The organism is Actinomadura sp. KC06 (assembly GCF_004348735.1).
Classification (GTDB): Bacteria; Actinomycetota; Actinomycetes; order Streptosporangiales; family Streptosporangiaceae; genus Spirillospora.
In genome coordinates this window covers 1-21596 of sequence record NZ_SMKT01000025.1, presented here as the reverse complement: position 1 = coordinate 21596, position 21596 = coordinate 1, and the positions used below count along the sequence as shown (strand labels likewise).

At 74.2% G+C, this 21596-nt stretch carries 19 protein-coding genes; 13 read left to right on the top strand and 6 right to left on the bottom strand.

The features are described from left to right. Window positions 1-65: 65 nt before the first annotated feature. Window positions 66-653: a Uma2 family endonuclease gene (locus E1287_RS11115; protein WP_207934137.1), complete on the bottom strand. Its 588-nt coding sequence runs from the start codon at window positions 651-653 to the stop codon at window positions 66-68. Window positions 654-799: 146 nt separating this feature from the next. Between E1287_RS11115 and E1287_RS11110 the strand changes: the two genes are divergently transcribed. Both E1287_RS11110 and E1287_RS11105 read left to right on the top strand, forming a co-directional pair. Next, window positions 800-1042 carry a hypothetical protein gene (locus tag E1287_RS11110; protein WP_131964795.1) on the top strand — a complete coding sequence of 81 codons (243 nt, stop codon included), beginning with the start codon at window positions 800-802 and terminating at the stop codon, window positions 1040-1042. An 89-nt stretch (window positions 1043-1131) separates the two neighbouring features. After that, a complete protein-coding gene (locus E1287_RS11105) occupies window positions 1132-2232 on the top strand; it encodes an acyl-CoA dehydrogenase family protein (protein WP_131964794.1) in 1101 nt (366 codons plus the stop codon). Here E1287_RS11105 and E1287_RS11100 read toward each other — a convergent pair. Continuing rightward, the gene (locus tag E1287_RS11100; protein ID WP_131964793.1) at window positions 2207-2617 is read right to left on the bottom strand and encodes a DUF2000 domain-containing protein; all 411 of its coding nucleotides are present in this window, start codon (window positions 2615-2617) and stop codon (window positions 2207-2209) included. The genes E1287_RS11105 and E1287_RS11100 overlap by 26 nt on opposite strands. A gap of 63 nt (window positions 2618-2680) precedes the next feature. Here E1287_RS11100 and E1287_RS11095 point away from each other — a divergent pair, with 63 nt between their 5' ends. From E1287_RS11095 to E1287_RS11085, 3 genes are all read left to right on the top strand, one after another. After that, window positions 2681-3487 carry an AraC family transcriptional regulator gene (locus E1287_RS11095; protein WP_243718853.1) on the top strand — a complete coding sequence of 269 codons (807 nt, stop codon included), beginning with the start codon at window positions 2681-2683 and terminating at the stop codon, window positions 3485-3487. A gap of 15 nt (window positions 3488-3502) precedes the next feature. After that, window positions 3503-4501 (top strand): ADP-ribosylglycohydrolase family protein, encoded by a 999-nt coding sequence (locus E1287_RS11090; protein WP_243718851.1) that lies wholly within the window; start codon window positions 3503-3505, stop codon window positions 4499-4501. Window positions 4502-4574: 73 nt separating this feature from the next. Beyond that, window positions 4575-5375, top strand: coding sequence for an alpha/beta hydrolase (locus E1287_RS11085; RefSeq protein ID WP_131964792.1), 801 nt, complete (start codon window positions 4575-4577; stop codon window positions 5373-5375). Window positions 5376-5391: 16 nt separating this feature from the next. Here the strand turns inward: E1287_RS11085 and E1287_RS11080 are convergent, their stop codons facing one another. Together E1287_RS11080 and E1287_RS11075 are read right to left on the bottom strand one after the other, a co-directional pair. Next, window positions 5392-5811, bottom strand: coding sequence for a TIGR03668 family PPOX class F420-dependent oxidoreductase (locus E1287_RS11080; protein WP_131964791.1), 420 nt, complete (start codon window positions 5809-5811; stop codon window positions 5392-5394). A gap of 22 nt (window positions 5812-5833) precedes the next feature. Beyond that, window positions 5834-6478 (bottom strand): class II aldolase/adducin family protein, encoded by a 645-nt coding sequence (locus tag E1287_RS11075; protein WP_131964790.1) that lies wholly within the window; start codon window positions 6476-6478, stop codon window positions 5834-5836. Between the two features lie 71 nt (window positions 6479-6549). On the opposite strand from E1287_RS11075, the gene E1287_RS11070 reads away from it, so the two are divergent. Further along, window positions 6550-7494: a carbohydrate kinase family protein gene (locus tag E1287_RS11070; protein ID WP_131964789.1), complete on the top strand. Its 945-nt coding sequence runs from the start codon at window positions 6550-6552 to the stop codon at window positions 7492-7494. A 9-nt stretch (window positions 7495-7503) separates the two neighbouring features. On the opposite strand, the gene E1287_RS11065 is transcribed toward E1287_RS11070, so the two are convergent. Both E1287_RS11065 and E1287_RS11060 read right to left on the bottom strand, forming a co-directional pair. After that, entirely contained in the window at window positions 7504-9054 is a 1551-nt protein-coding gene (locus tag E1287_RS11065; protein WP_131964788.1) for an AMP-binding protein, read from the bottom strand. 68 nt (window positions 9055-9122) lie between these two features. After that, window positions 9123-9767 (bottom strand): ACT domain-containing protein, encoded by a 645-nt coding sequence (locus tag E1287_RS11060; RefSeq protein WP_131964820.1) that lies wholly within the window; start codon window positions 9765-9767, stop codon window positions 9123-9125. A 195-nt stretch (window positions 9768-9962) separates the two neighbouring features. On the opposite strand from E1287_RS11060, the gene grpE reads away from it, so the two are divergent. From grpE to E1287_RS11025, 7 genes are all read left to right on the top strand, one after another. Then, window positions 9963-10751, top strand: a complete 789-nt coding sequence (gene grpE / locus E1287_RS11055; RefSeq protein WP_131964787.1) for a nucleotide exchange factor GrpE — start codon at window positions 9963-9965, stop codon at window positions 10749-10751. Further along, on the top strand, window positions 10744-12342 hold the full coding sequence (locus E1287_RS11050; RefSeq protein ID WP_243718849.1) for an Hsp70 family protein: 1599 nt from the start codon (window positions 10744-10746) through the stop codon (window positions 12340-12342). Before grpE ends, E1287_RS11050 begins: the two co-directional genes overlap by 8 nt. A 14-nt stretch (window positions 12343-12356) precedes the next feature. After that, window positions 12357-14975: a hypothetical protein gene (locus tag E1287_RS11045; RefSeq protein WP_131964786.1), complete on the top strand. Its 2619-nt coding sequence runs from the start codon at window positions 12357-12359 to the stop codon at window positions 14973-14975. Continuing rightward, window positions 14972-16225: a GTPase gene (locus E1287_RS11040; RefSeq protein ID WP_243718847.1), complete on the top strand. Its 1254-nt coding sequence runs from the start codon at window positions 14972-14974 to the stop codon at window positions 16223-16225. The genes E1287_RS11045 and E1287_RS11040 overlap by 4 nt, the downstream gene beginning before the upstream one ends. Window positions 16226-16227: 2 nt before the next feature. Continuing rightward, complete coding sequence (locus E1287_RS11035; protein WP_131964785.1) at window positions 16228-18507, top strand: hypothetical protein; 2280 nt, start codon at window positions 16228-16230, stop codon at window positions 18505-18507. A 4-nt stretch (window positions 18508-18511) separates the two neighbouring features. Then, window positions 18512-20242 (top strand): hypothetical protein, encoded by a 1731-nt coding sequence (locus E1287_RS11030; protein ID WP_131964784.1) that lies wholly within the window; start codon window positions 18512-18514, stop codon window positions 20240-20242. A gap of 108 nt (window positions 20243-20350) precedes the next feature. Then, window positions 20351-21596 (top strand): multidrug effflux MFS transporter (locus tag E1287_RS11025; RefSeq protein WP_131964783.1); only part of this gene is annotated, 1246 nt, incomplete at its 3' end.

Sequence of the window (21596 nt, the reverse complement as noted above, 5' to 3'; positions counted from 1 at the left end):
GTCCGCTCCCTAGCTCGAAGATTTCCTCACCAGGAAGACGACACACCACCCACCCGCGTGACAGCTCAGCCGAACTTGGACGTGTCCAGCTCGATCTCGAACGGCTCCGGCAGCGGAAGACCCTTCCCGAACGGCACCTGGTCGATGTGCCCGTAGTCCTCGCCGTCCGGACCGCTGAACAGGAACACCCGCTCCTCACCACGATCAACGAGGAGATAGAGCTGGATCCCAGCGCGCGCGTACCCGTACCTCTTGCTGGTGCGGTCGGGTTCCGGCTTGGAGGACGTCACCTCGACGACCATGGCGATACCGTTTGGCTCGACCGGCATCCATTCGCTGGCGCCGCCGAAGAGATGGAGATCCCGGGGGGCGAAGACCATGTCCGGGATGACGCGGTTGCCTTGGCCGCCCGCGCCACCGGGGACGATCAAACCCTTCTGACCGGCCCAGTGGAAGGCGTTCGGGGAGTCACGGACGACCTGGTAGGAAATTTCCGCGACGCAATGCTCGTGGTCGCCCAGGAAGGGTGGGGTCACGACGACCTCTCCGTCGATCAGCTCGGCCCGGAAGCCTTCGGGGGTATCGAGGGCGAGGAAACCTTCCAGGAGAGCGTCGTCTCCCTGCGACAGAGGCTCTTCAACCATGACAGGCATGCCCTGCTCCTTTCCTCGCGAGCGAGGTTATAGCAGAGCGCCACCCTTCGCACACAGATCGTAGTCATCGAACTCTACGGTCCCAGCCTACGGCCGGTCGGAGACGCCGTGCAGATAAGACGACCCAGAGTGGGCACGGTTTGGTCATGGATGAGCGAGATGCACGGCGTGGGGACGTTCAGGAGCTGACGGACTTCGAGCTGACCGTGTACGAGACCGTGGCGGAGATCGACAAGGAGGGCGGGGCGGCGGACTTCGACACGATCGGGCGGCTGGTGGGCGGGCCCGAGGAGGATCTGTGGGCCGCGCTCGGGCATCTGGTGTCGATCAACCACGTGCACTCCACCCCGAAGGGGTACGTGCTGGGGCCGCACGACTGGGCGCCCTGACCACGTCCCGCTGGCCGGGAACCGCCGGTGAGGCGGGCGGGCGGCGTGCGGCAGGATGGCCCCGGTACCAGCGTGGGGAGGCCGCCCGGATGAAGCTCGTCGTCACCGAGGAACAGCGGGAGCTGCGGGACGCGCTGCGGCGCTTCTTCGCCGACCGGTCCCCCGCCGGTGAGGTGCGGCGGCTGATGAGGACGGCCACGGGCTACGACCCTGACATGTGGGCGCAGATGGCGGGGCAGCTCGGGCTGCAGGGCCTCGCGATTCCGGAGGAGCACGGCGGCGCGGGGTTCGGGATGCGCGAGCTGGCCGTCGTGTTCGAGGAGATGGGACGGGCCGTGGTGTGCGCGCCGTTCCTCGCCGCGATCACGGCCGCGGCGGCGCTGGAGGCCGGGGACGGCGGACACGACCTGCTGCCGGGCATCGCGGACGGGTCGACGATCGCGACGCTCGCGGTGGCGGAGGAGGACGGCCGCTGGGACCTCGGCGCGGTGCAGACCGTGTTCGAGGGCGGTGTGCTGCGCGGAAGCAAGAGCTTCGTCCTGGACGGGCATGTCGCCGACGTGATCCTCGTCGCGGCCAGGGACGGCGACGGCGTCGGCCTGTACGCGGTGGCGGGCGACGCGGACGGGGTCGTCCGGGAGCTGCTGCCGACGCTCGATCAGACGCGGAAGCTGGCGCGGGTCGGGTTCGGCGGGGTTCCCACGCGCCGGGTGGGCGGGGCGGAGGCCGTGGAGAGGGCGCTCGACGTGGCGGCCGTGGCGCTGGCGGCCGAGCAGCTCGGCGGGGCGCAGAAGACCCTGGACATGACGGTCGAGTACCTGAAGGTGCGGCGCCAGTTCGGGCGTCCGATCGGGTCGTTCCAGGCGGTCAAGCACCGGTGCGCGGACATGTTCGTGCTGGTGGAGTCGGCGCGGTCGGCGGTGCTGAACGCGGCGGCCGTCGCGGACGAGAGCCCTGACGAGTTGCCCGAAGCCGCCGCGCTCGCCAAGGCGTACTGCTCGGACGCGTTCTTCCACACGGCGGGCGAGGCGATCCAGCTGCACGGCGGCATCGGGTTCACGTGGGAGCACGACGCGCATCTTTATTTCAAGCGGGCGCAGGGGTCGCGGCAGCTCTTCGGCGCCCCCGGCCTGCACCGGGAGCGCCTCGCCGAGCTGGCCGGGCTCACGGGTGCAGCCGCAGCCCCTTGAGGACCTTGTCCACGCCGTTCCTCGGCCCGTGCACGGCGAACCCGACGAGCGGCATCTCGTCGGCGGTCACCGCGCGGACGGTCTCGCGGTTGGCCTCGTCGTGGCCCGTCTTGAACATGTCCTCGATGTAGACGGCGAGGTCCATCTCGCGGGCGAGGGCGCGCCCGTGGGCGGTGAGGATCGCCGCTGCGCCGCCCTCGTAGACGAGGACGGGCTGCCGGAACATCGGCAGGTACTCGTTGCCGGACGCGTCCTCGTACGGCAGGCCGATGACGCCGGGGACGCCGCCGGCGACGGCGCTGGCCAGGAACGCGGTCACGTTGAGCCGCTGCCACGCGGCCAGGTCGTCCCGGACCACGATCCCGATCTTGGTGTCGAAACGCATGCCGTCCAGCTTCCGCGACCGGGGGCGGGGCCGTCTTGAACGCTCGTGCGCCACACTGGAAACGTGGACTGGAGCAGGTACTGGCGGTCGTCCGACCGTCCGCTGGAGGCGATGCACGCGCATTTCGAGCGGCACGTCTACCACCGGCACAGCCACGAGACGTACTCGTTCGGCGTCACCGAGGACGGCTATCAGGCGTTCCGGTGCCGGGGCGGCGCGCACACCAGCGCGGCCGGGATGGTCATCGCGTTCAACCCGGACGATCCGCACGACGGCCACGCCGCCGACGAGCTGGGCTTCACGTACCGGATCGTGCACATCGGACCGGAGCTGGTGTCCGGCGTGCTGGCCGACATCGCGGACCGTCCGGCGGGGCTTCCGCTGTTCGGCTCCCCCGTCGTGGCCGATCCCGTCCTGGCGCGGAACCTGCGCGGCCTGCACGCGGCGCTGCTCGGCGGGGCGTCCGCGCTGCGGCGGGACGAGCTGCTCACCGCGACGGTCGGCGCGATGGTGCACCGCGCCGCCACGCGAAGGGTGCGCGCGGCGTCCGTCCCGGGCGCGGTGGAGCGGGCCCGGCGGCGGCTTCAGGACGCGTACCTGGACGACATCGGCGCCGACGAGCTGGCCGCGGCGGCGGGGTGCAGCAGGTTCGCGCTCTACCGGGGGTTCCGGCGGGTGTACGGGATGGCGCCGAGCGACTACCAGCGGCAGCTCCGGCTCCGCGCCGCGCGCCGCCTGCTGGCGCGGGGCGACGCGATCGGGGACGTGGCGGCGGCGACGGGGTTCGCGGACCAGAGCCATCTGACGCGCTGGTTCGTCCGCTGCTACGGCATGACGCCCGGCGGCTACCGCGGGGCGTGCACGAATTGAGGGAGAATGCCGCCCATGAGACGGGCGAGCGGGGCGATGTTCGGTCTGGCGTACGGGGATTCTCTGGGCGCGCCGACGGAATTCCTCACCATGAAGCAGATTCACCGGCGTTTCGGTGACCACGGGCCTACGCAGCTCAACGGCGACCCTGCGCTGGTCACCGACGACACGCAGATGGCGATCGCGGTCGGGCTCGCCATGCTGGACGCCCTGGAAAACCCTCCTTTCACAGCGGATTTGATAACGCCGATGTGGCGTCGGCGTTTCATCGAGTGGCTCAACAGCCCCGACAACAATCGAGCGCCCGGAAACACGTGCTTGCGGGCGTGCAGGGGCCTAGCCGCCGGGAAGCCGTGGCTGGAGGCCACCGTGGCGGGCTCGAAGGGCTGCGGCGCGAACATGCGGGTCGCGCCGGTCGGGCTGGCGCCCGGCCTGCCGGACGAGACGCGCGCCGGCGCGTCCCAGCTCCAGGCGGCCCTCACCCACGGCCATCCGACCGGGCTGGCCGCCAGCGAGCTGACCGCGTTCGCCGTCCGGTGGCTGGCGGACGGCATGGACCCGTCCGACCTGCCCGCCGCGCTCCGGGCCCGGTGCCACGACCAGCGCGCGGTGTACCACGAACGGTGGCTCGGCACCTTGTGGCAGCACCCCGGCATCGACGCCCCCGAGACGTTCATCGCCCGCGGCTGGGACGAGTGCCTCGCACGGCTCGACGCGCTGGACGAGGCCCTCGCCCGCGGCGACCGCGCGTCCGACCCCTGCGAGATCACCGGGCCGGGCTGGACGGCCGAGGAGGCCCTGGCGACCGGCCTGCTGTGCTTCCTGCTCTTCCCGGACGAGCCCGTCGAGGCGATCTGGCGCGGGGCGGCCAGCTCCGGCGACTCCGACTCGATCGCCTGCCTGGCGGGCGCCTTCGCGGGCGCGCACCTCGGGATGGGCGCCTGGCCCGGCGAGTGGGCGGGCCGCATCGAGTACGCCGATCAATTGACCAGGATCGGCGAGGCCTGGGACTGATCCTTGACCTGCACCTAGCATTGAGGCTAATATCATTAGCCATAGGGCTACAAGGAAGCGCAAGGAGTGCAGGATGAGCGAGCAGACCCGATACCTCGACCTTCCCGGCGGACGACTCGCCTATGACGACGAAGGCGAGGGGCCGCTCGTCGTCTGCCTGCCGTCCATGCTCGACCTGCGGTCGCAGTTCAGGTTCCTCAAGCCGCTGCTGCTCGACGCCGGGCACCGCGTCGTGACCGTCGACCAGCGCGGGATGGGCGACACCAGCGCGGACTGGCCCGAGTACGGGAGCACGCCGCTGGCCCGCGACCTGCTCGCGCTGCTGCGGCACCTGGACGCCGGGCCCGCGCTCGTCTACGGCTGCTCGAACGGCGCCGCTGCCGGGGTGTGGGTCGCCGCGGAGGCGCCCGAGCTGATCAGGGGCCTGGTGCTGGCGGGCCCGTTCGTCCGGGACGGCAAGGCCGGGTTCTCGCAGAAGCTGACCGTCGCGCTCATGCGGGTCCCGGGGCTGGCGGTGCCGCTCTACATGTCGTACTACCCGAAGTGGGTGCCCACGCCGCCCGCGGACTTCGCCGAGCACAAGGCCAAGCTGAAGGAGAGCTTCAAGCGGCCGGGCCGCGCCAAGGTCATCGCCGAGTACCTGGACATGTCGCACGCCGAGTCCGAGGCGCGGCTCGACCAGGTCACCGCGCCGACGCTGGTCGTCATGGGGACGGCCGACATCGACTGGCCCGACCCGGTCGCGGAGGCCGAGTGGGTCAAGGACAGGCTGAACGGCGAGCTCGTCCTGGTGGACGGCGCCGGGCACCAGCCGCACGTGGACTTCCCCCAGACGGTCGCCGACGCCGTCCTGACCTTCGAGCGTTCGCTCTAAGCCCCCTGCGCGCGGGTCAGGATGCCGTCCATCCCGTCCATGCCTGGATGGTGACGACGATGACCGGCCCCTCGGGCGGGCGCTCGCGGTACTGCGCGTAGCGTTCGGCCAGGAGCCGGACGGGCGCGGCCATACGCGCGGGATCCTCGACGATGTAGGCGTGGCCGTCCACGCGGACCCACCACAGCTTGTCCCAGTCGTCCTCGTAGTGGTCGGCCAGGAGAGCGACACGCGGGTTGGCGCGGATGTTCGCGAGCCGCCGCAGATCCCTGGTGCTCTTCGGCTTGTGGTCGACGGCCGTGTAGACCGCGCCCCGGTGGACGGCGAACGCCACCGGGACCAGATGCGGCCGCGCGTCCTCCCCGACGGTCGCCAGCCGCACGACCGGGACCGTGGTCAGCAGCCGGCGCGCCTCGTCCGGCGAAAGCTTCGGCACCCCCTCAGCCTGCCACGGCCGCCTACACGGGCGGGAACCCAGGAGGAGCGAGGCCCCGCTCGACCACCTTCGCCAGTTCCTCGTCGGTCAGGACGCGCGGCTCGCCGATCGTCCTGGCCCGGACGTACACGCCGCAGAGCCATTCGAGGAGCCGCGCGTTCTCGAACGCCTCGTCCAGGTCGCGACCGATGGCGACGCCGCCGTGGTTGGCCATCAGCGCGGCGCGCTTGCCTCCGGTCATCGCGGCGCGGACGTTGTCCGCGAGCTCGGGCGTCCCGTAGGTGGCGTACTGGGCGACCTGCACCACGCCGCCGAGCAGAAGAGTGTTGTAGTGGATCGGCGGCAGCTCGGACATGGTCGTCGCGACGACGACCGCGTAGGTGGAGTGGGTGTGCACGATCGCCGCCGCCGGGGTGGCCTCGTAGAGCGCGAGGTGCATCGGCGTCTCGGACGACGGCGCCCGCTCGCCCTCGGCCACCCGGCCCGACAGGGTGACGACCGGGCAGTCGGCGGGCTCCGTCCGGTCGAGCATCATCCCGCCCGGCGTGACCGCGACCAGGTCGCCGGACCGGACGCTGGCGTTGCCGGACGAGCCGATGACCAGACCGGTTTCGGCCAGCCGCCGACCGATCGCAGCAAGTTCGTCCCTTTCGTCCGACAACAACATGCGAACACCTTTCACGTTCCAGGTCCTCCACGGTTACGCTACGGCCCTGACGATCTTTAAGGGGTCTGGTCATGGCGGTTGTGACACTGGGCGCGCACATCCTGGACGTGCTCGCCCGGCCGGTGCCCGACCTCGCCGCCGGGCAGGGCGCCGTCGTCGTCGACGAGATCAGGGCGACCGCCGCGGGCGCGGCGGCGGGCACCGCGGTGGCCCTCGCCAGGCTCGGCAACGACGTCGTCTCGGTCGGCGCGATCGGCGACGACGACCTCGGCGACCTGCTGGTCACGATCATGACCCGGAACGGGGTGGACGTGCGCGGGCTCGTCCGGCGGACGGCTGCGCAGACCGCCGCGTCGATCCTGCCCGTCCCCGCCGGAGGGCGGCGGGCGGACGGCGGCCGCCCGGTCCTGCACGCCCCCGGCGCCAACCTGACGCTCACCGCCGGCGCGGTCGGCCCCGGGCTGCTCGGCGCGGCGAGTTTCGTGCACCTCGGCGGCCCGGACGTCACGTCAGGGCTCAACGATCCGGCGTTCTTCGCGATGCTCGCCGCCGCCCGCGAGACCGGCACCGTCGTGACGATGGACCCGCTGTCGGCCGTGCCCGACCTCCTCGCCGGCGCCGCCGCGTTCCTCCCCCACGTCGACCACTTCCTGCCGGACGAGGAGCAGGCCGCGGCGATGACCGGAGAGGACGACCCCGAGAAGGCCGCCAGGACGCTGCTCGCCCAGGGCCCGGCGACGGTGGTCGTCACGCTCGGCGGCGGCGGCAGCCTCGTCGCGGCCGGCCCCGCCGACGCACCCGCCGTCCACCGGCTGCCCGCCCTGCCCGTCGAGGTCGTCGACACGACCGGCTGCGGCGACGCCTACTGCGCCGGGTTCATCACCGGCCTCGCGCACGGGCGGGACGTCCTGGAATCGGCGCGCTGGGGCACCGCCGCCGCCGCGACCGTCGCGCAGGGGCTCGGCTCCGACGCCTGCCTCACCGGCCTGGACGACGTGCTCCGCATGCTGAATTAGGCCGGCTCCTCAGATCTTCTGCGTCTCGTCCTCCCAGTACGGGTCGCGCAGGAGGCGCTTGTAGAGCTTGCCGGTCGGCGTCCTCGGCATCCGGTCCACGAAGTCGACCGAGCGGGGCGCCTTGTACCCGGCGAGCGAGGCGCGGACGTGCCCGATCAGCTCCGCGGCCAGCGCCTCGGACGGCTCCGCCCCGCCGTCGAGCTCGACCGCGGCCTTCACCTGCTCGCCGAACTCCTCGTCCGGGACGCCGAACACGGCCACGTCCCGGACGGCCGGATGGGTGATCAGGACGCCCTCGATCTCCGCCGGGTAGATGTTCACCCCGCCGCTGATGATCATGTCGATGGCGCGGTCGGACAGGAACAGGTAGCCGTCCTCGTCCAGATGGCCGACGTCCCCGGTGGTGAACAGGCCGTCGCCGCGGTGCATCGAGCGGGTCTTGTCCTCGTCGCCCCAGTACTCGACGTCGTCGCCGCTGGTGTAGCGGAAGTAGATCTGGCCGCGCTCCCCCGGCGCCGCGGGCCCGCCGTCGTCGCGCAGGACGTGCACCTCCGTCGTCGGCAGCGGGCGGCCGACGCTGCCGGGCCGCTCCAGCCATTCCGGCGCGGTGATGACGCTGTTCACCGCCGCCTCGGTCGAGCCGTAGTACTCGTGGACGATCGGCCCGAGCCAGTCGATCATCCGCCGCTTGACCTCGGGCGAGCAGGGCGCGGCGCCGTGCCAGACGACCTCCAGGCTGGACCCGTCGAACGCCGCGCGGGTCTCCGCGTCCAGGCGCAGCAGCCGGACGAACTGCGTCGGCACCAGATGGACGTTCGTGACGCGGTGCTCGTCGATGAGCCGCAGCGTCTCGGCCGCGTCGAAGCTCTGCCGCATCACCAGCGACCGCCCGACCAGCATGAACACGAACGACCACAGCCACTGCGCCGAGTGGTAGGCCGGGCCGACGAGCAGCGACCGCCCGCCCGCCGGGATCTTCAGGATGTCGGCGAACACGTCGCCGATCAGCGCGGCCGTCTCGATCGGCGCGCCCGCGTCCAGCAGCTTGCGGCTGACGCCCTTCGGCCGTCCGGTGGTGCCCGACGTGTAGAACATCGGGAAGCCCATCACCGGGTCGGCGATCTCCTCCTGCGCGCCCGCCGCGAGGAACTCCTCGTACGGGGTGAAGCCCGCTGTCTCCGCGCCGAACGCGACGCGGGCGGCCAGGTCGAGCCCGCCGGACGCCGCCAGCGCGACGTCGCCGAACGCGTCCTCGGAGAACAGCGCCCGCGCGCCCGCGTCCTCCAGGACGTACCGCAGCTCGTCGGCCGTCCAGTGCCAGTTGACCAGGACGTACCGCAGCCCGACGTGCCCGGCGGCGGCCATCAGCTCGAAGTACTCGCGCCGGTTGCCGGAGTGGAGCGCGATGACGTCGCGCGTGCCGAGGCCGAGGCCGCGCAGCGCGTTCGCGAGCCGGTCGGTCCTGGCGTCGAGGTCCCGCCACGTCGTGCTTCCGCGTTCGTCGGTGATCGCCGGTTCTCCGGGCCTGGCTTCGGCGTGCGGGCGGAGCAGTACGGCCATCGGCCACCTCCTGGACGCGGGGAGTCCCTAGAACGCGACTCTAGAACGCCCGCACCCCGCTGACCAGGTCACACGGGAGATCTCCCCGATCTGTCGCCGGTGAGCACCGCGTCCGCCGCGCCCGCGAGCTGCTCCAGGCGGAACACCTCCGTCCGGTGGAACGGCGGCGCGCCCGTCCGGGCCACGACCAGCGCGAGCGTGCCCTTGGCGAGCGGGCACACCGCGAACTGCGTGCCGTCCGGCGCCGTGAAGGCACGCGGACGCAGCGGCAGCAGCTCCGGCAGATCGGCCCCTGACTTGCCGCCCACGCTGGCGTGCGTCATGACCGCGCCGCCCTCGGCCGTCAGCTCGGCGAGCCCGGCCCAGTCGGCGCTCAGGATGGCCGGGACGGCGTCCGCGAGGATCTCCGCCCCACGCTCCGGGACGGCCGCGACCTGCCCGATCACGGCGGCGTCCGGGAACGCGCCCTGCGGCTCGGCCGTCGGCCAGACCCCGACGACCTCCACGCCCGGCACCGTGCCGAGCCCCTCGCTCAGCCGGGCGGTGTCCACGCCCGCGGGCCACGCGACCGTGAAGTCGTCCATCGCCCTGCCGTTGTCGCGCTCCAGCACCGCCATCTGCACGACGTCCGCGCCCGCGGCCCCCAGCGTGCGCGCGACCTGCCCCAACGATCCGGGACGGTCCGGCAGGCGGATGCGTATCCGCAGCAACATCGCCACCTCCAGTCTCCCCCTCCGCGGTCCCCAGCCTCCGCGAAACCCGTTTCCCTGGTGTTACCCAGAAGTGACGACGCGGGAAAACGGCGCCGTGGCCGGTGCTGGAATGGCGGGCACGGGTCAAACTAGAGTCCAGTGAAGGTCACCAGCGGGCCTATCGCCTCATGTCGCCCACCATTAAGGTAACTGCACGTGTCGAGGGACGGGGAACCCCAAGTCAGCGCGGAATCCGGAACCGGGCCGGATGCGGAGCCGGGGCCGGTCCCCGCCGCTCCGGGCGACCCGGACGGCGAGGCGTTCCGCGCCGGGGTCACGGACGCCCTCACCGGGCTCGCCGCCCGCCTCGACCGCGAGCACGAGCGCGCCAAGCACCGCGAGGCCGTCATCGACCGGCTGCACGAGGAGAACCAGCGGCTGCGGCGCGGCGAGCTGCAGGCCATGCTGGAGCCGGTCCGCGCCGCGCTGTACCGGCTGCACGACCAGGCGCGCCGCGAGTCCGGCCGGCTCGCCGCGCCCGACCTGGCCGAGCCGCCCGACCCGCGCGAGACGGCGCTGCTGCTGGCGGCCGTGGCCGACGACGTCGCGGACGCGCTGGCGCGGCTCGGCGTGGAGCGGTTCACGGTCGAGCCGGGCGCGCCCTACGACGCGGCGCGGCACCGTCCGGTCGCGGTCACGCCCGTCGACGACCCGATGCGGGACGGCACCGTCACGGCCGCGGAGTCCGACGGGTTCGAGCAGAGCGGCAAGGTGCTGCGGAAGGCGGCGGTGCGCGTCGGGAAGCTCACCACGAAGCACGACAAGCCCGAAACGAAGGCGGAGACCGGGGCGAACGGGGCCGGACGCGCCGTCAAATCCGGCTCAAGTCACCGCAACGGCGCCGCGAACGGCGAGACGCTGACACCGGACACGCAGAAGACACCGGACGAGCAGCAGACACCGGACTCGCAGCAGACAGCGGACACGCAGAAGACCGATGGGTGAGAGGGACATGGCCGTCTACGGGATCGACCTGGGAACCACGTACTCCTGCATAGCCTCCATCGACGACGTGGGGCGCCCGGCGGTCCTGCGGAACCTGGAGGGCACCGACACCACCCCGTCCGTCGTCTACTTCGAGAGCGGCGAGAACGTCGTCGTCGGCGCCACCGCGAAGGACACCGCCGTCCTGGAGCCCGACAACGTCGTCAGCCTGATCAAGCGCGACATGGGCCGCGACGTGACCCGCCCCATCCACGGGATCGACTTCACGCCCGAGGAGCTGTCGGCGTTCATCCTGCTGAAGCTGGCGACGGACGCGCGCACCACGACCGGCGAGGAGACCCGCGACGTCGTCATCACCGTCCCGGCGTACTTCGGCGTCGCCGAGCGCGACGCCACCCGCAAGGCGGGCCGGATCGCCGGGCTGAACGTCATCGACATCGTGTCCGAGCCGATCGCCGCCGCGATCACCTACGGCGTCCTCAACCCCGAGCAGGACCGCACGATCCTGGTGTACGACCTCGGCGGCGGGACGTTCGACACCACCGTCATCGCGCTGCGCGGCGGGCACATCGAGGTGGTGTGCACCGACGGCGACCACGAGCTCGGCGGCGCCGACTGGGACGCGCGGCTCGTCGAGCACCTCGCCGAGCGGTTCCGCGCCGAGCACCCCGACGCCGGCGACCCGCTCGACGACAAGCAGACCGAGCAGCAGCTCCGCCGCGACGCCGAGGACGCCAAGAAGGCGCTCACCACCCGCACCGCGCACACCGTCCGCGTCATGCACGGCGGGCGGGTCGCGTCGGTCGAGGTGACGCGGGAGAAGCTGGAGGAGCTGACCAAGGACCTCCTCGACCGCACCGTCGAGATCACCGGGCGGACGCTGTCGACCGCCGCCGAGAAGGGCGTGGACGACTACGACGACCTCGTCCTCGTCGGCGGGTCCACGAAGATGCCGGTCGTCGCGGCGCGGCTGGAGACCGAGCTGGGCCTGCCGCCGCGCCTGCAGGACCCCGACCTCGCCGTCGCCAAGGGCGCCGCGCTGTACGCGTTCGAGGAGACGTACCGGCGGCTCGTCCGGGAGGGCGCCGCCGAGCGCGCCGAGGAGATGGCGAACCGGGCCGGCCTGTCCGCCGAGCAGCAGAAGCAGATCGCCGGACGGCAGATCAAGACGGTCGCGTCGCACGCGTTCGGGATCGTGGTGGTCGACCGGGAGACCGGCGCGGAGAGCGTCGCGCACCTCGTGCACGCCAACGACGAGCTGCCCGCCGCGAAGACCGAGGACTTCTTCACCGTGTACGACGACCAGGCGTCCGCCGACATCCGGGTGATGGAGCAGGCGGGCGTGGTCGAGTCCGGCGACCTGATCGACAACGCCGAGATCGCGACCGGGGAGATCCGCGTCCCGCCGGGCAAGAAGGCGGGCTGGCCGATCGGCGTGACGTTCGCGCTCGACTCGTCCGGGCTGCTGAACGTCACGGCCGTGGAGAAGGAGACCGGGGAGCGGCTGGAGCTGAAGGTGGACGTCGGCGGCATGTCCGAGGAGGAGGTCGAGCGCTCCCGGAAGGCCCTCTCCCGGGTCCAGGTGAGCTGAGCCGGGAGGCGCCCGTGGCGTTCGACGACGACTACCGGCGGGAGGTCCTGGAGCCCGCCCGGGCGGCGGGCGACCAGCCTCCCGAGGACCTGCGCGTCCGCTACGCGCTGCCCGACACCCTCACAGGGCCGGTGGTCGCGGCGCAAGTGAAGCAGGTCCGGCAGTGCTGGCGGCGGGCGCGGGGGCAGCTGAAGTACCGCAAGCTGATCGACCGGCTGGAGGCCGACCACCGCGAGCTGGCGCCGCTGTTCGCCGCCGCCGAGCGCGGCGACCTGCGCCCGCTGGAGGCGCGGCTGCGCGGCGGGCGGGAGCGCACCGAGCGGCGCCGCGCCGAGGCCCGCGCCCGCCTCGCCGACGCGGCCGGGACGCTGAAGATGGCCACGCCCGCCGAGGTCGAGGGCATCGCCCGCACCGCCGGCGTCACCCGCGCCGAGCTGGAGCGGGACGCCGCCGCCGACGGGATCGAGATCCGCGAGCCGGACGCGCTGCCGTCCGCCGCGCCCTACCCGGCGTACCGGAAGGTGCAGGAGTCCCTGGACGTCCTCGGCGCCCGGCACCTCGCCGACTTCGTGTTCGGCGCCCGGCTCACCGGCCCGATCCGGCCGCTGGACGGGTTCGCCGCGCCCGGCAGGAACCTCCGGCTCGACCAGGACGCCGTCGCGGCGGTCGCCGCCGAATGGGCGCGCCGCAGCCGCGACACCAGCACCACGCACGCCGACACGATCCTCGCCGCGCTCCGGTCGGACGCCCCGCTCCCCGAGCTGGTGCTGTACGACGTCGTGGACCGGCTCCGCGAGCGGCTGCGGCAGCGGGCGTCCGAGCGGGCGCTGCTGCGCTACGCCGTCGACGATCTCGGCATCGACCCGGGCGACGCCCGCCGGATGGTGTTCGCCGTCGTCCGCGAGACGGGCCCGGGCGGCGGTCTCGCGGGACGGCTCCGCGCGCTGCTCGACGCCGGGGAGGTGTTCGCGGCGGCGGAGCTGGCGGACGCCGCGAACGTCCCGCCCGCGTCCGGCGGCGGGCCGTCGGAGGAGGAGGTCCTCGCCGCCGAGGCCCGGCACCGGCTCGACACGGCGCTGCGCCTCCGCGAGACCGCCGCCGCCGAGCCCGACCCGGACCGCGCGCACCGCCTCCTCGACGACGCGCTCCGGCTCGTCCGCGACCTCCCGGGCGCGCAGGGCCAGCAGCGCCGCCTGCCGCCGCGTCCGGTTCCCGGCGTCCAAGCGGACGTGGACGTCGCCGGGGACGGCGGGGCCGTGGTCCGGCTCTCGTGGGAGCCGTCCGCGTCCACCGCGGGCGAGGTGGCCTACCAGGTCGTGCGGCGAGCGGGCCGCGCGCCCCGCGACGTGCGGGACGGGCAGCCTATGGAAGGGGCGCTGGACGAGCGGCCGCCGGTCAACGCGCCCGTGTACTACGCGGTGTTCGCCCTGCGCGGGGACGCCGTCGCCGCGCCGGCGGTGGCGGGCCCGGTGGTCGTGCGGCCCGAGCCGGGCGAGGTCGAGCTGCTCGCCGGGGACGGCCAGGTCACCGGGCGGTGGCGGTGCCCGGCGGAGGCGGCGCGGGTCGTCGTCGTCCGGGACGGGACGGCCGTCCCGGCGGGACGCGACGGGTTCCGCGAACGCGTGCCCAACGGCCGGACGCACCACTACCGGATCGCCGCCGTCTACCTCGACCCGTCCGGCCGCGAGGTCGTGACGGACGGGGTGCGCGCGTCGGTCACGCCGAGCGCGGCGCCCGAGCCGGTGTACGAGCTGGCCGCCGGGACCGATCCGTCCGATCCGGGGCTGGTCACGGTCCGGTTCGACCCGCCGGGGAGCGGGACGGTCGAGCTGGTGCTGTCGGAGGGTCCGCCGCCGTGGCCGCGCAGCGCGCTCGTCCCGCTGGAGGAGGTGCGGCGGGAGACGCGGCGGCTCGCGTGCACGCCGGTGCCCGGCGGGCTCTCGGTGCGGCCGGGGGCGAGCGGGTGGCTGCTCGCGGTGTCGGTGGCGGAGGGCGGCGCCGCGATCGGCGCGTACCACCGGCACGTGAACCTGCCGCCGCCGCGCCGCCTGGTCGCCGAGCGGCGCGGCGACCACGTGCACGTCGGGTTCGACTGGCCGCCGGACGTCGCGGAGGTCGACGTCGCCTACCGGATCGGCCGGGACGCGCCGCAGGCGGCCGATCCGCCGCCGGCGGAGACCGTGACCCGCGCCGCCTACGACACCCAGGGCGGGATCCGGCTGCCCGTCCCCGAGGACGAGCCCGTCGAGCTGTCGGTCGCCGCGGCCGGGACCGTCGGCGGCTCCCGGGTGACGGGAACGCCGGTGACGGCGGCCGTCGCGGCGCGCGCGATCGTCCGGTACGACGTGCTGCGGTCGGGCCCGCCGTGGCGGCGGTCGCTGACGATCAGGCTGACGTCGTCGCGCCCGCTGCGGGTGGCGCGGCTGTCGCTGGTGCTGCGCACCGGCCGGGTCATGCCGCACCGCGCCGCCGACGGCGAGACGCTCGGCGCGTGGGAGCAGGTGCCGGTCCCCGGGGAGCTGTCCCTGGCCGCGCCGGACGCGTCCGGGCCGTACTGGCTGCGCTGCTTCGCCGACGACGACGTCGTCGAGCTGAGCGATCCGCCCGTCCGCCGGCTCCAGGTCACGAGATGACCAGGCCGCTCGCCCGCGTGGGCATCCCCGGAGTGCCGTCCAGGCAGCGCGCTCCCAAGAACGGCGTCACCTGCCCGTACTGCTTCGAGTCGGTCGCGCCGCAGCGGATCCTGTTCCGGTGCCGGGGGCAGGCGGGGCGGCGGCAGGGCTGCGCGCCCGTCCTGGACGAGGCGCTCGCCAAGTACACGGGATCGACGGCCGGCGCGTCGCTGCCGCCCGTATTCGCCGCGTCCGGGCGCAAAGGGCGCGCCGATTGCCCCGAGTGCGGCCTCGCGACCGGCAACCGGGCCTGCCCGGAGTGTCACAACCCGCTGCCGTCCGCGTACTGCGACTCCCCCGGCCGGATCGTCGCGCTGGTCGGCGCGAAGAACGCGGGCAAGAGCACCTACATCGCCGTCCTGCTGCACGAGCTGATGAACCGGGTCGGGACGGAGCTGGACGCGTCGCTCGTGGCCTGCGACGACCGCACGATCGAGCGGTACAAGCGCGACTTCGCGCGCCCGCTGCTGGAGGAGCGGCGGCTGCTGCCGACGACGGCCAGCGCGGCGACCGGTCCCCGCGAACCGCTCGTGTACCTGCTCACCCGGACGCGCCGGGGGCGTTTCGCGCGGCCCCGCAACGACTCGCTCGCGCTCGTGCTGTTCGATACCGCGGGCGAGGACCTGCGCAGCCGCGAGGTCACCGACCTGCACCTGCGGTACCTGGAGGCGGCGGACGCGATCGTCTTCCTGGTCGACCCGCTGGAGCTGCCCGGCGCGCGGACGGGCGTGCGCGACGCCGTGGCGCCGCCGCGCGGCGCGGGGGACGATCCCGACAGCGAGCCCCTGAACGTCATCGCCCGCGTCACCGACACGCTGCGGCAGCGGCACGGCACCCGTCCGGGTGAGCCGCTGCCCGTCCCGGTCGCGGTCGCGCTCACCAAGATCGACGTGCTGCGGCCGGGGCTGCTGCGGCAGTCGGCGCTGCACCGGTCCCGGTCGGGGTCGGGCGTCCTCGACCTGGACGACAGGGACGCGGTGAACGAGCAGGTCAGGGCCCTGCTGCACGACTGGCAGGCGGGGCAGCTCGACACCTACCTCGGGCAGCAGTACGCCGATCACGCGCTGTTCGGGCTGTCGGCGCTCGGCGGCGTCCCCGACGAGGGCCGGGTCGGCGCGGGAGGGGTCCGGCCGTACCGGGCCGAGGATCCGCTGCTGTGGCTGCTGTACCGGTTCGGGATGCTCGAAGGCGTCCGCCCCGGAGGTGGTTAGGCGTGGCCTGGCAGTTGCACTACACCTCCGCGCGGCGCGGGCCCACCGGCCGCGCCGGGTTCCAGTTCGTCGCGGAGACGCCCGGCCTGCCGCACGGGGTGCGGGCGGGCGTGACGCCGTACCTGTCGTACCGTCCGCCGCCCGACGCGCCGCTGTCGCCGGACGACGCCGAGCTGGGCGGGTTCCCCGTGTCGCTGCTGTACGACCAGGTGGACGGGCGGCCGCTGCTGCTGCGCTGCCGCTACCTCGGCCGCGACTACTCGGGCCGCTACGGCAACTTCTTCGCGCACGCCGTCGTGGCCGAGCCGGACGAGCTGGAGGGCCTGCGCCCCGCCGAACTGTGGCACGCCCCGCACTGGACGCACGATCCCGCGCCGGAGACCGTCCTCGACCGGCTGGACGAGCTGACCCCCGGCGCGGCGCTCGACCCCGAGGCGCTCGCCGCGTGGCTCGCGGTGTCCGGCCCCGCCGACCCGTACGCGCTGCTCGGCCATCTGGTCGACGCCGTCGCGGACGTCCTGGGCCGGGGCCACGGCCGTGTCGTCCTGGTCGCCGACGACGTGGAGCTGATCGCGCGCTGGATCGCGGTCGTGTCGTACTCGCTGCCGGTCGCGGCGGCGGCGCGGCTCTCGTTCGTCACCTACACCGCCGACCCGGACGGCGCGGCCCAGCGCCTGGTCGGCACGACCCCCGCGATCTGGGCCGCCGCGCAGCACCACGCCTCGCACGCGTCCGCGTTCGACCTCCGCGACGGCGTCCCCGAGGGGACGGCGAGCCGGTTCGCGCGGACGGTCGCGGGCTGCTGGCGCGACTCCGACTTCGGCGGCCTGGACGCGCTCGGCGAGCTGGCCCCGCTGAACGACCCCGCGCAGGAGGGCGCCGCCGCCCTGCTCGCCCTGTGCCGGGGGGACGCGACGGTCACGGCGGACGAGGAGGCCGCGGCGGCGGAGCTGATGTCGCGGCACGGCTCCCGGATTCCCGAGTGGGTGTGGCGCGACCTGGTGCCCGGCGTGCCGTCCATGGGGCTGGACCTGGCGCTCGCCGTCCACGAGCGGGCGCGTGCGGCGGGCGCGGACGAGGTCGCGCGGCAGTGCTCGCTCCGCGTCACGGGCCGGGTCCTGGACGCGCTGGCGGAGGCGTCCGGCCTGGCGGCGGTGGTGGCGGCGGCCGGGATGGCCGAGCGCGCCGGGGCGCCGCTCGATCCCGCCGAGATCAAGGCGTCCGCGGCGCGCTGCGTGCGGGGCGGGGCCGTTGACCTGGGCAAGGCGCTCTCCGACTGCCCCGCCGCGCTCCGCGGCGCTCTGCTGGACGGCGTCGTCTCCGGCCTGGCCGATGCCGGTGAACCGGAAAGGGCGGCGGCCCTCACGTCCGGGAACTGCGATCTCCTCTACAGGCATGCAGAGCGGCTGCGCGCCGCGCCCGCCGTCGCGTGCGCCGTGCTGGCATCGGTCGGGCGGAGAAGCCCCGGACGCCGCATCGCGGTCACCGGCGAGCTGCTCCGCCTCGACGGCGACGAGCCCGGCGACGCCGACGCCGACGCCGACGCGGCGCCCGCCGACGTCGACGCGGCGCTGCGCGAGGTCTGGGGCACGCCTCCGTCCACCGGCGAATGCACCGATCTGCTGGACGCGCACGGGAAGGCGGTGGCGGAGCGTCCCGCGCTGGCCGGGCTGCCGTCCCGGACGTTCACGCGGCTCGCGTTCCCCGGCGGCGAGCGCCTGGCCGAACCGGCGGCGCTGCGGCTCGCGGACCGGGTCCGCGAGCTCATGCCGGACGGGCGGTCCGGGCGCGACGCGGCGCTCGTCCAGGCGTACGGGAAGGCGATCACCGCGGGCCCGGCACGCGCCGCGCGGGCGCTGCACGAGATCACGGCCGCGGAGGGGGCGACGTCGCAGCTCGCCGGGGAGGCGTTCGTCGGGGCGGCGCGGCGGCTGGCCCGGCGCCCGCCGGCGTTCCGGGCGGAGCTGCTGGCCGAGCTGCCCGCCGCCGCCCGCGCCCGGCTCGGCGCGCAGTGGACCGCCGGGCTGCCCGCACGCGCCCGCGCCGGGCGCGCCCCGCTGCGCGGCGCCGAGATCGAGCAGCGCAACGAGCTGGTCGAGGTCGTCCTGCGGCTGAGGGCGCGGGGGCGGGCCGAACCGGCTCTGGAGGCGTGGGCGCGGGCCGCCGCCGGGCGCTGGCTCGCGGCCAAGCAGCTCGACTCGCACCTGGCGCGCAGCCCCGAGCTCCGGCCCGTCCTGCGGGACCTCCTCGCCGAGGACGCATCCGTCCGCAGAGGGAGGTGAACCCGTGCATCCCATTCTCGTGCTGCTGCTGATCGCCGTGTGGGGGGCCGCGATGTGGCTCGGGTTCATGTACGTGTTCCCCGTGCTGTTCGCCGGGACGCTCGTCGTCGCCGGGGTCGCCGCTCTCGGCCTGTACTACCTGCACGCGTGCCGGACGCTCGCGCCGTCCACCCTCGAAGGGCCGTCGCCGGTCGCCGAGCCGAAGGTGTCCTACCGGCACTACCTGCTCGGCCAGGTGTGGCGCGACTGGTGGACGATCAGCCGGACCGTCGTCCCGCAGGTGTACCGGACGGCCAGGGGCACCATCGTCCGGCTCACCCGCGTCCTGCTCGGCGGGCTCTGGGGGTTCTTCGTCTTCCCCGTCTGGCTGGCGCTGTGCACGGGCATCGTCGCCGCGGCCGTTCCGGCGTCGGGGTTCGTGCTCGCGCTGACCGTCCTGTACGGGGTCGTCGCCGCGGCCGGGCTCGCGGTCTGGCTGGTGTGCGTGCTCGTCCTCGCCGCCGTGGAACGCGTGTTCATGACGTACGGGCGGATCCTGCAGACCTGCCCGCACCCGTTCTGCTACGAGCGGATCGGCCTGCCCGAGTACGAGTGCCCGGGATGCGGCGCGCGGCACCGGCATCTCGCGCCGGGCTCGGGCGGAGCGTTCCGGCACGTGTGCCGCTGCGGGGCGCGGCTGCCCACGACGGTGCCGCTCGGACGGTTCCGCCTGGCCGCGTACTGCCCGCACTGCGGCGGACGCCTGCCCGAGCGGATCGGACGCGTCCGCGTCGAACCGCTGCCGTTCGTCGGCGGCCCGGCCGCGGGCAAGACGACGTTCATGGTGCTCGGCATCCGGGCCCTGCACGCCCGCGCGCGTGCCGTCCACGGGCGGCTCGCGTTCGTCGAGCAGCGGCACGCGCAGGCGTACGCGGGCGCGATCCACGAGTTCCAGCGCGGCGGACGCCTCGCCAAGACCGGCCCGGAGCTGCCCCTGGCCACGATGGTGGACATCGAGCTGCCCGGACGCGCGCGCCGCATCCTCTACCTGTTCGACCCCGCCGGCGAGCACTACACGGGCGCCACCGAGGTCGAGTCGCTGCGCTACCTCGACCACAGCGAGGCGCTGCTGTTCGTGGTCGACCCGTTCGCCCTCCCCCAGCTCCGCCGGGCCCTGACCGGGGACGAGCGGGAGTTCGTCGACGACGCCGCCGTGTCGTCGGAGGAGGATCCCGCCGACACCCTGCAGCGGGTGCTGAACGAGCTGCGCTCGCGCCCCGACCAGGGGCGGCAGAAGCGCGTCGCGGTCGTCGTCACCAAGACCGACCTGCTGGCCCGCACGGAGATCGGCCGCTGCCTCGCCGGGGACGCCGACCTGCGCGACTGGCTCGGGCGCGTCGGGCTCGGCAACACCGTCCGGACGCTCGACCAGGTCGCCGGGCAGGTGCGGTACTTCGCGTCCGGGCTCGCGACCGAGCCCGCGGACGTCGCCGAGCTGCTCGGCTGGGTGACCGGGCTGGCCGCCTCGTCCAACGGCGACCACCCGCCCGCCGAAGCCGCACCCGGCGACCCGTCGCCGGAGCTTCCCGGAACGGCGCCGCTCCGCGCCCCGTGGCCCGTGCGCGGACGCGGCTCGACCCGCGTCCCCGTCGGCTACACGGTGGGGCGCTGGGCGGTCCTGTGCGGCCTCTCCGTCCTCACCGCTGGCACCTTGACGGGCGCGGTCGTGGCCGCCGCCGAACGCTTCCCGTTCTAGCCGTTTCCGGGCGTCCGGACCGAATGTGACATACCCCACTTCCTGACGCGGAAGATAACGGACCGTCATCTGATTTAAGGGATCGGTACCCCCACGTACGGAGCCCCCATGACGCAGACGGCCGGATCGGCAGCCGAGACCACGCAGGCCCGTCCGGCCGACCGGCGGCTCTGGCTGATCATGGTGCTCGGGGCGCTGACCGCCCTCGCGCCGCTGTCGATCGACATGTACCTGCCGGCCCTGCCGACGCTCGCCGAGGACCTGTCGACCGAGGCGATGCAGACGCAGCTCACGCTGACGGCCTGCATCGTCGGGCTCGCCGTGGGGCAGGCCGTCGCGGGGCCGCTCAGCGACGCGTTCGGACGCCGCCGCCCGCTCCTGATCGGGCTCGCCGCGTACGCCGTCGCGTCCCTGCTGTGCGCGGCCGCGCCCACCGTGGAGGCGCTCATCGCGCTGCGGCTGGTGCAGGGCGCCGCCGGGGCCGCCGGGATCGTGATCGCCCGCGCGATCGTCCAGGACCTCTACGACGGCGTCGCCGCCGCCAAGTTCTTCGCGCTGCTGATGCTGGTGAACGGGGCGGCGCCGATCCTCGCGCCCGTCTTCGGCGGGCAGCTGCTGCGGCTCGTGCCGTGGCCGGGGGTGTTCGCCGTCCTCGCGGGGATCGGCGTGGCGCTGTTCCTCGGCTCGCTGCTCGGGCTCAAGGAGACGCTGCCGCCAGGGCGCCGCGAGACGGGCGGCCTGCGGGCCACGGCGGCGACGTTCCGCACGCTCGCGGCCGACCGGTCGTTCGTCGGATACGGGCTGGCGAGCGGCCTGGGGTTCGCCGCCCTGTTCACCTACATCTCCGGGTCGCCGTTCGTGCTGCAGGGCGTCTACGACCTGTCGCCGCAGGCGTTCAGCCTCGTGTTCGGCGTGAACTCCATCGGGATCGTGGCCGCCGGGCAGGTCAGCGGCATGCTCGCCGGACGGGTCGCGCTGCGCAGGCTGCTCGCGGCCGGGCTCGCCATCGTCGTCGCCGGCGGGATCGTGCTGGTCGTCGCGGTGCTCGCCGGCGGGGGCCTGCACGGGGTGCTGGCGGGGCTGTTCCTGCTCGCCTGCGGGGAGGGTCTCATCGGGCCGAACGCGACCGCGCTGGCCCTGTCGGGACGCGCGCCGCACGTCGCCGGGAGCGCCTCGGCGCTGCTCGGCGTGTCGCAGTTCGCGCTGGGCGGGGCCGCAGCGCCGCTGGCCGGGATCGCCGGGACGGACACGGCCGTCCCGATGGCCGTGTCGATCGCGGCGCTGGGGCTGCTCGCCCCCCGGCCCGAGTTCGCCACCCTCCTCGGCCAGCTCGGCATGTCGGCGGCCCTGCTGC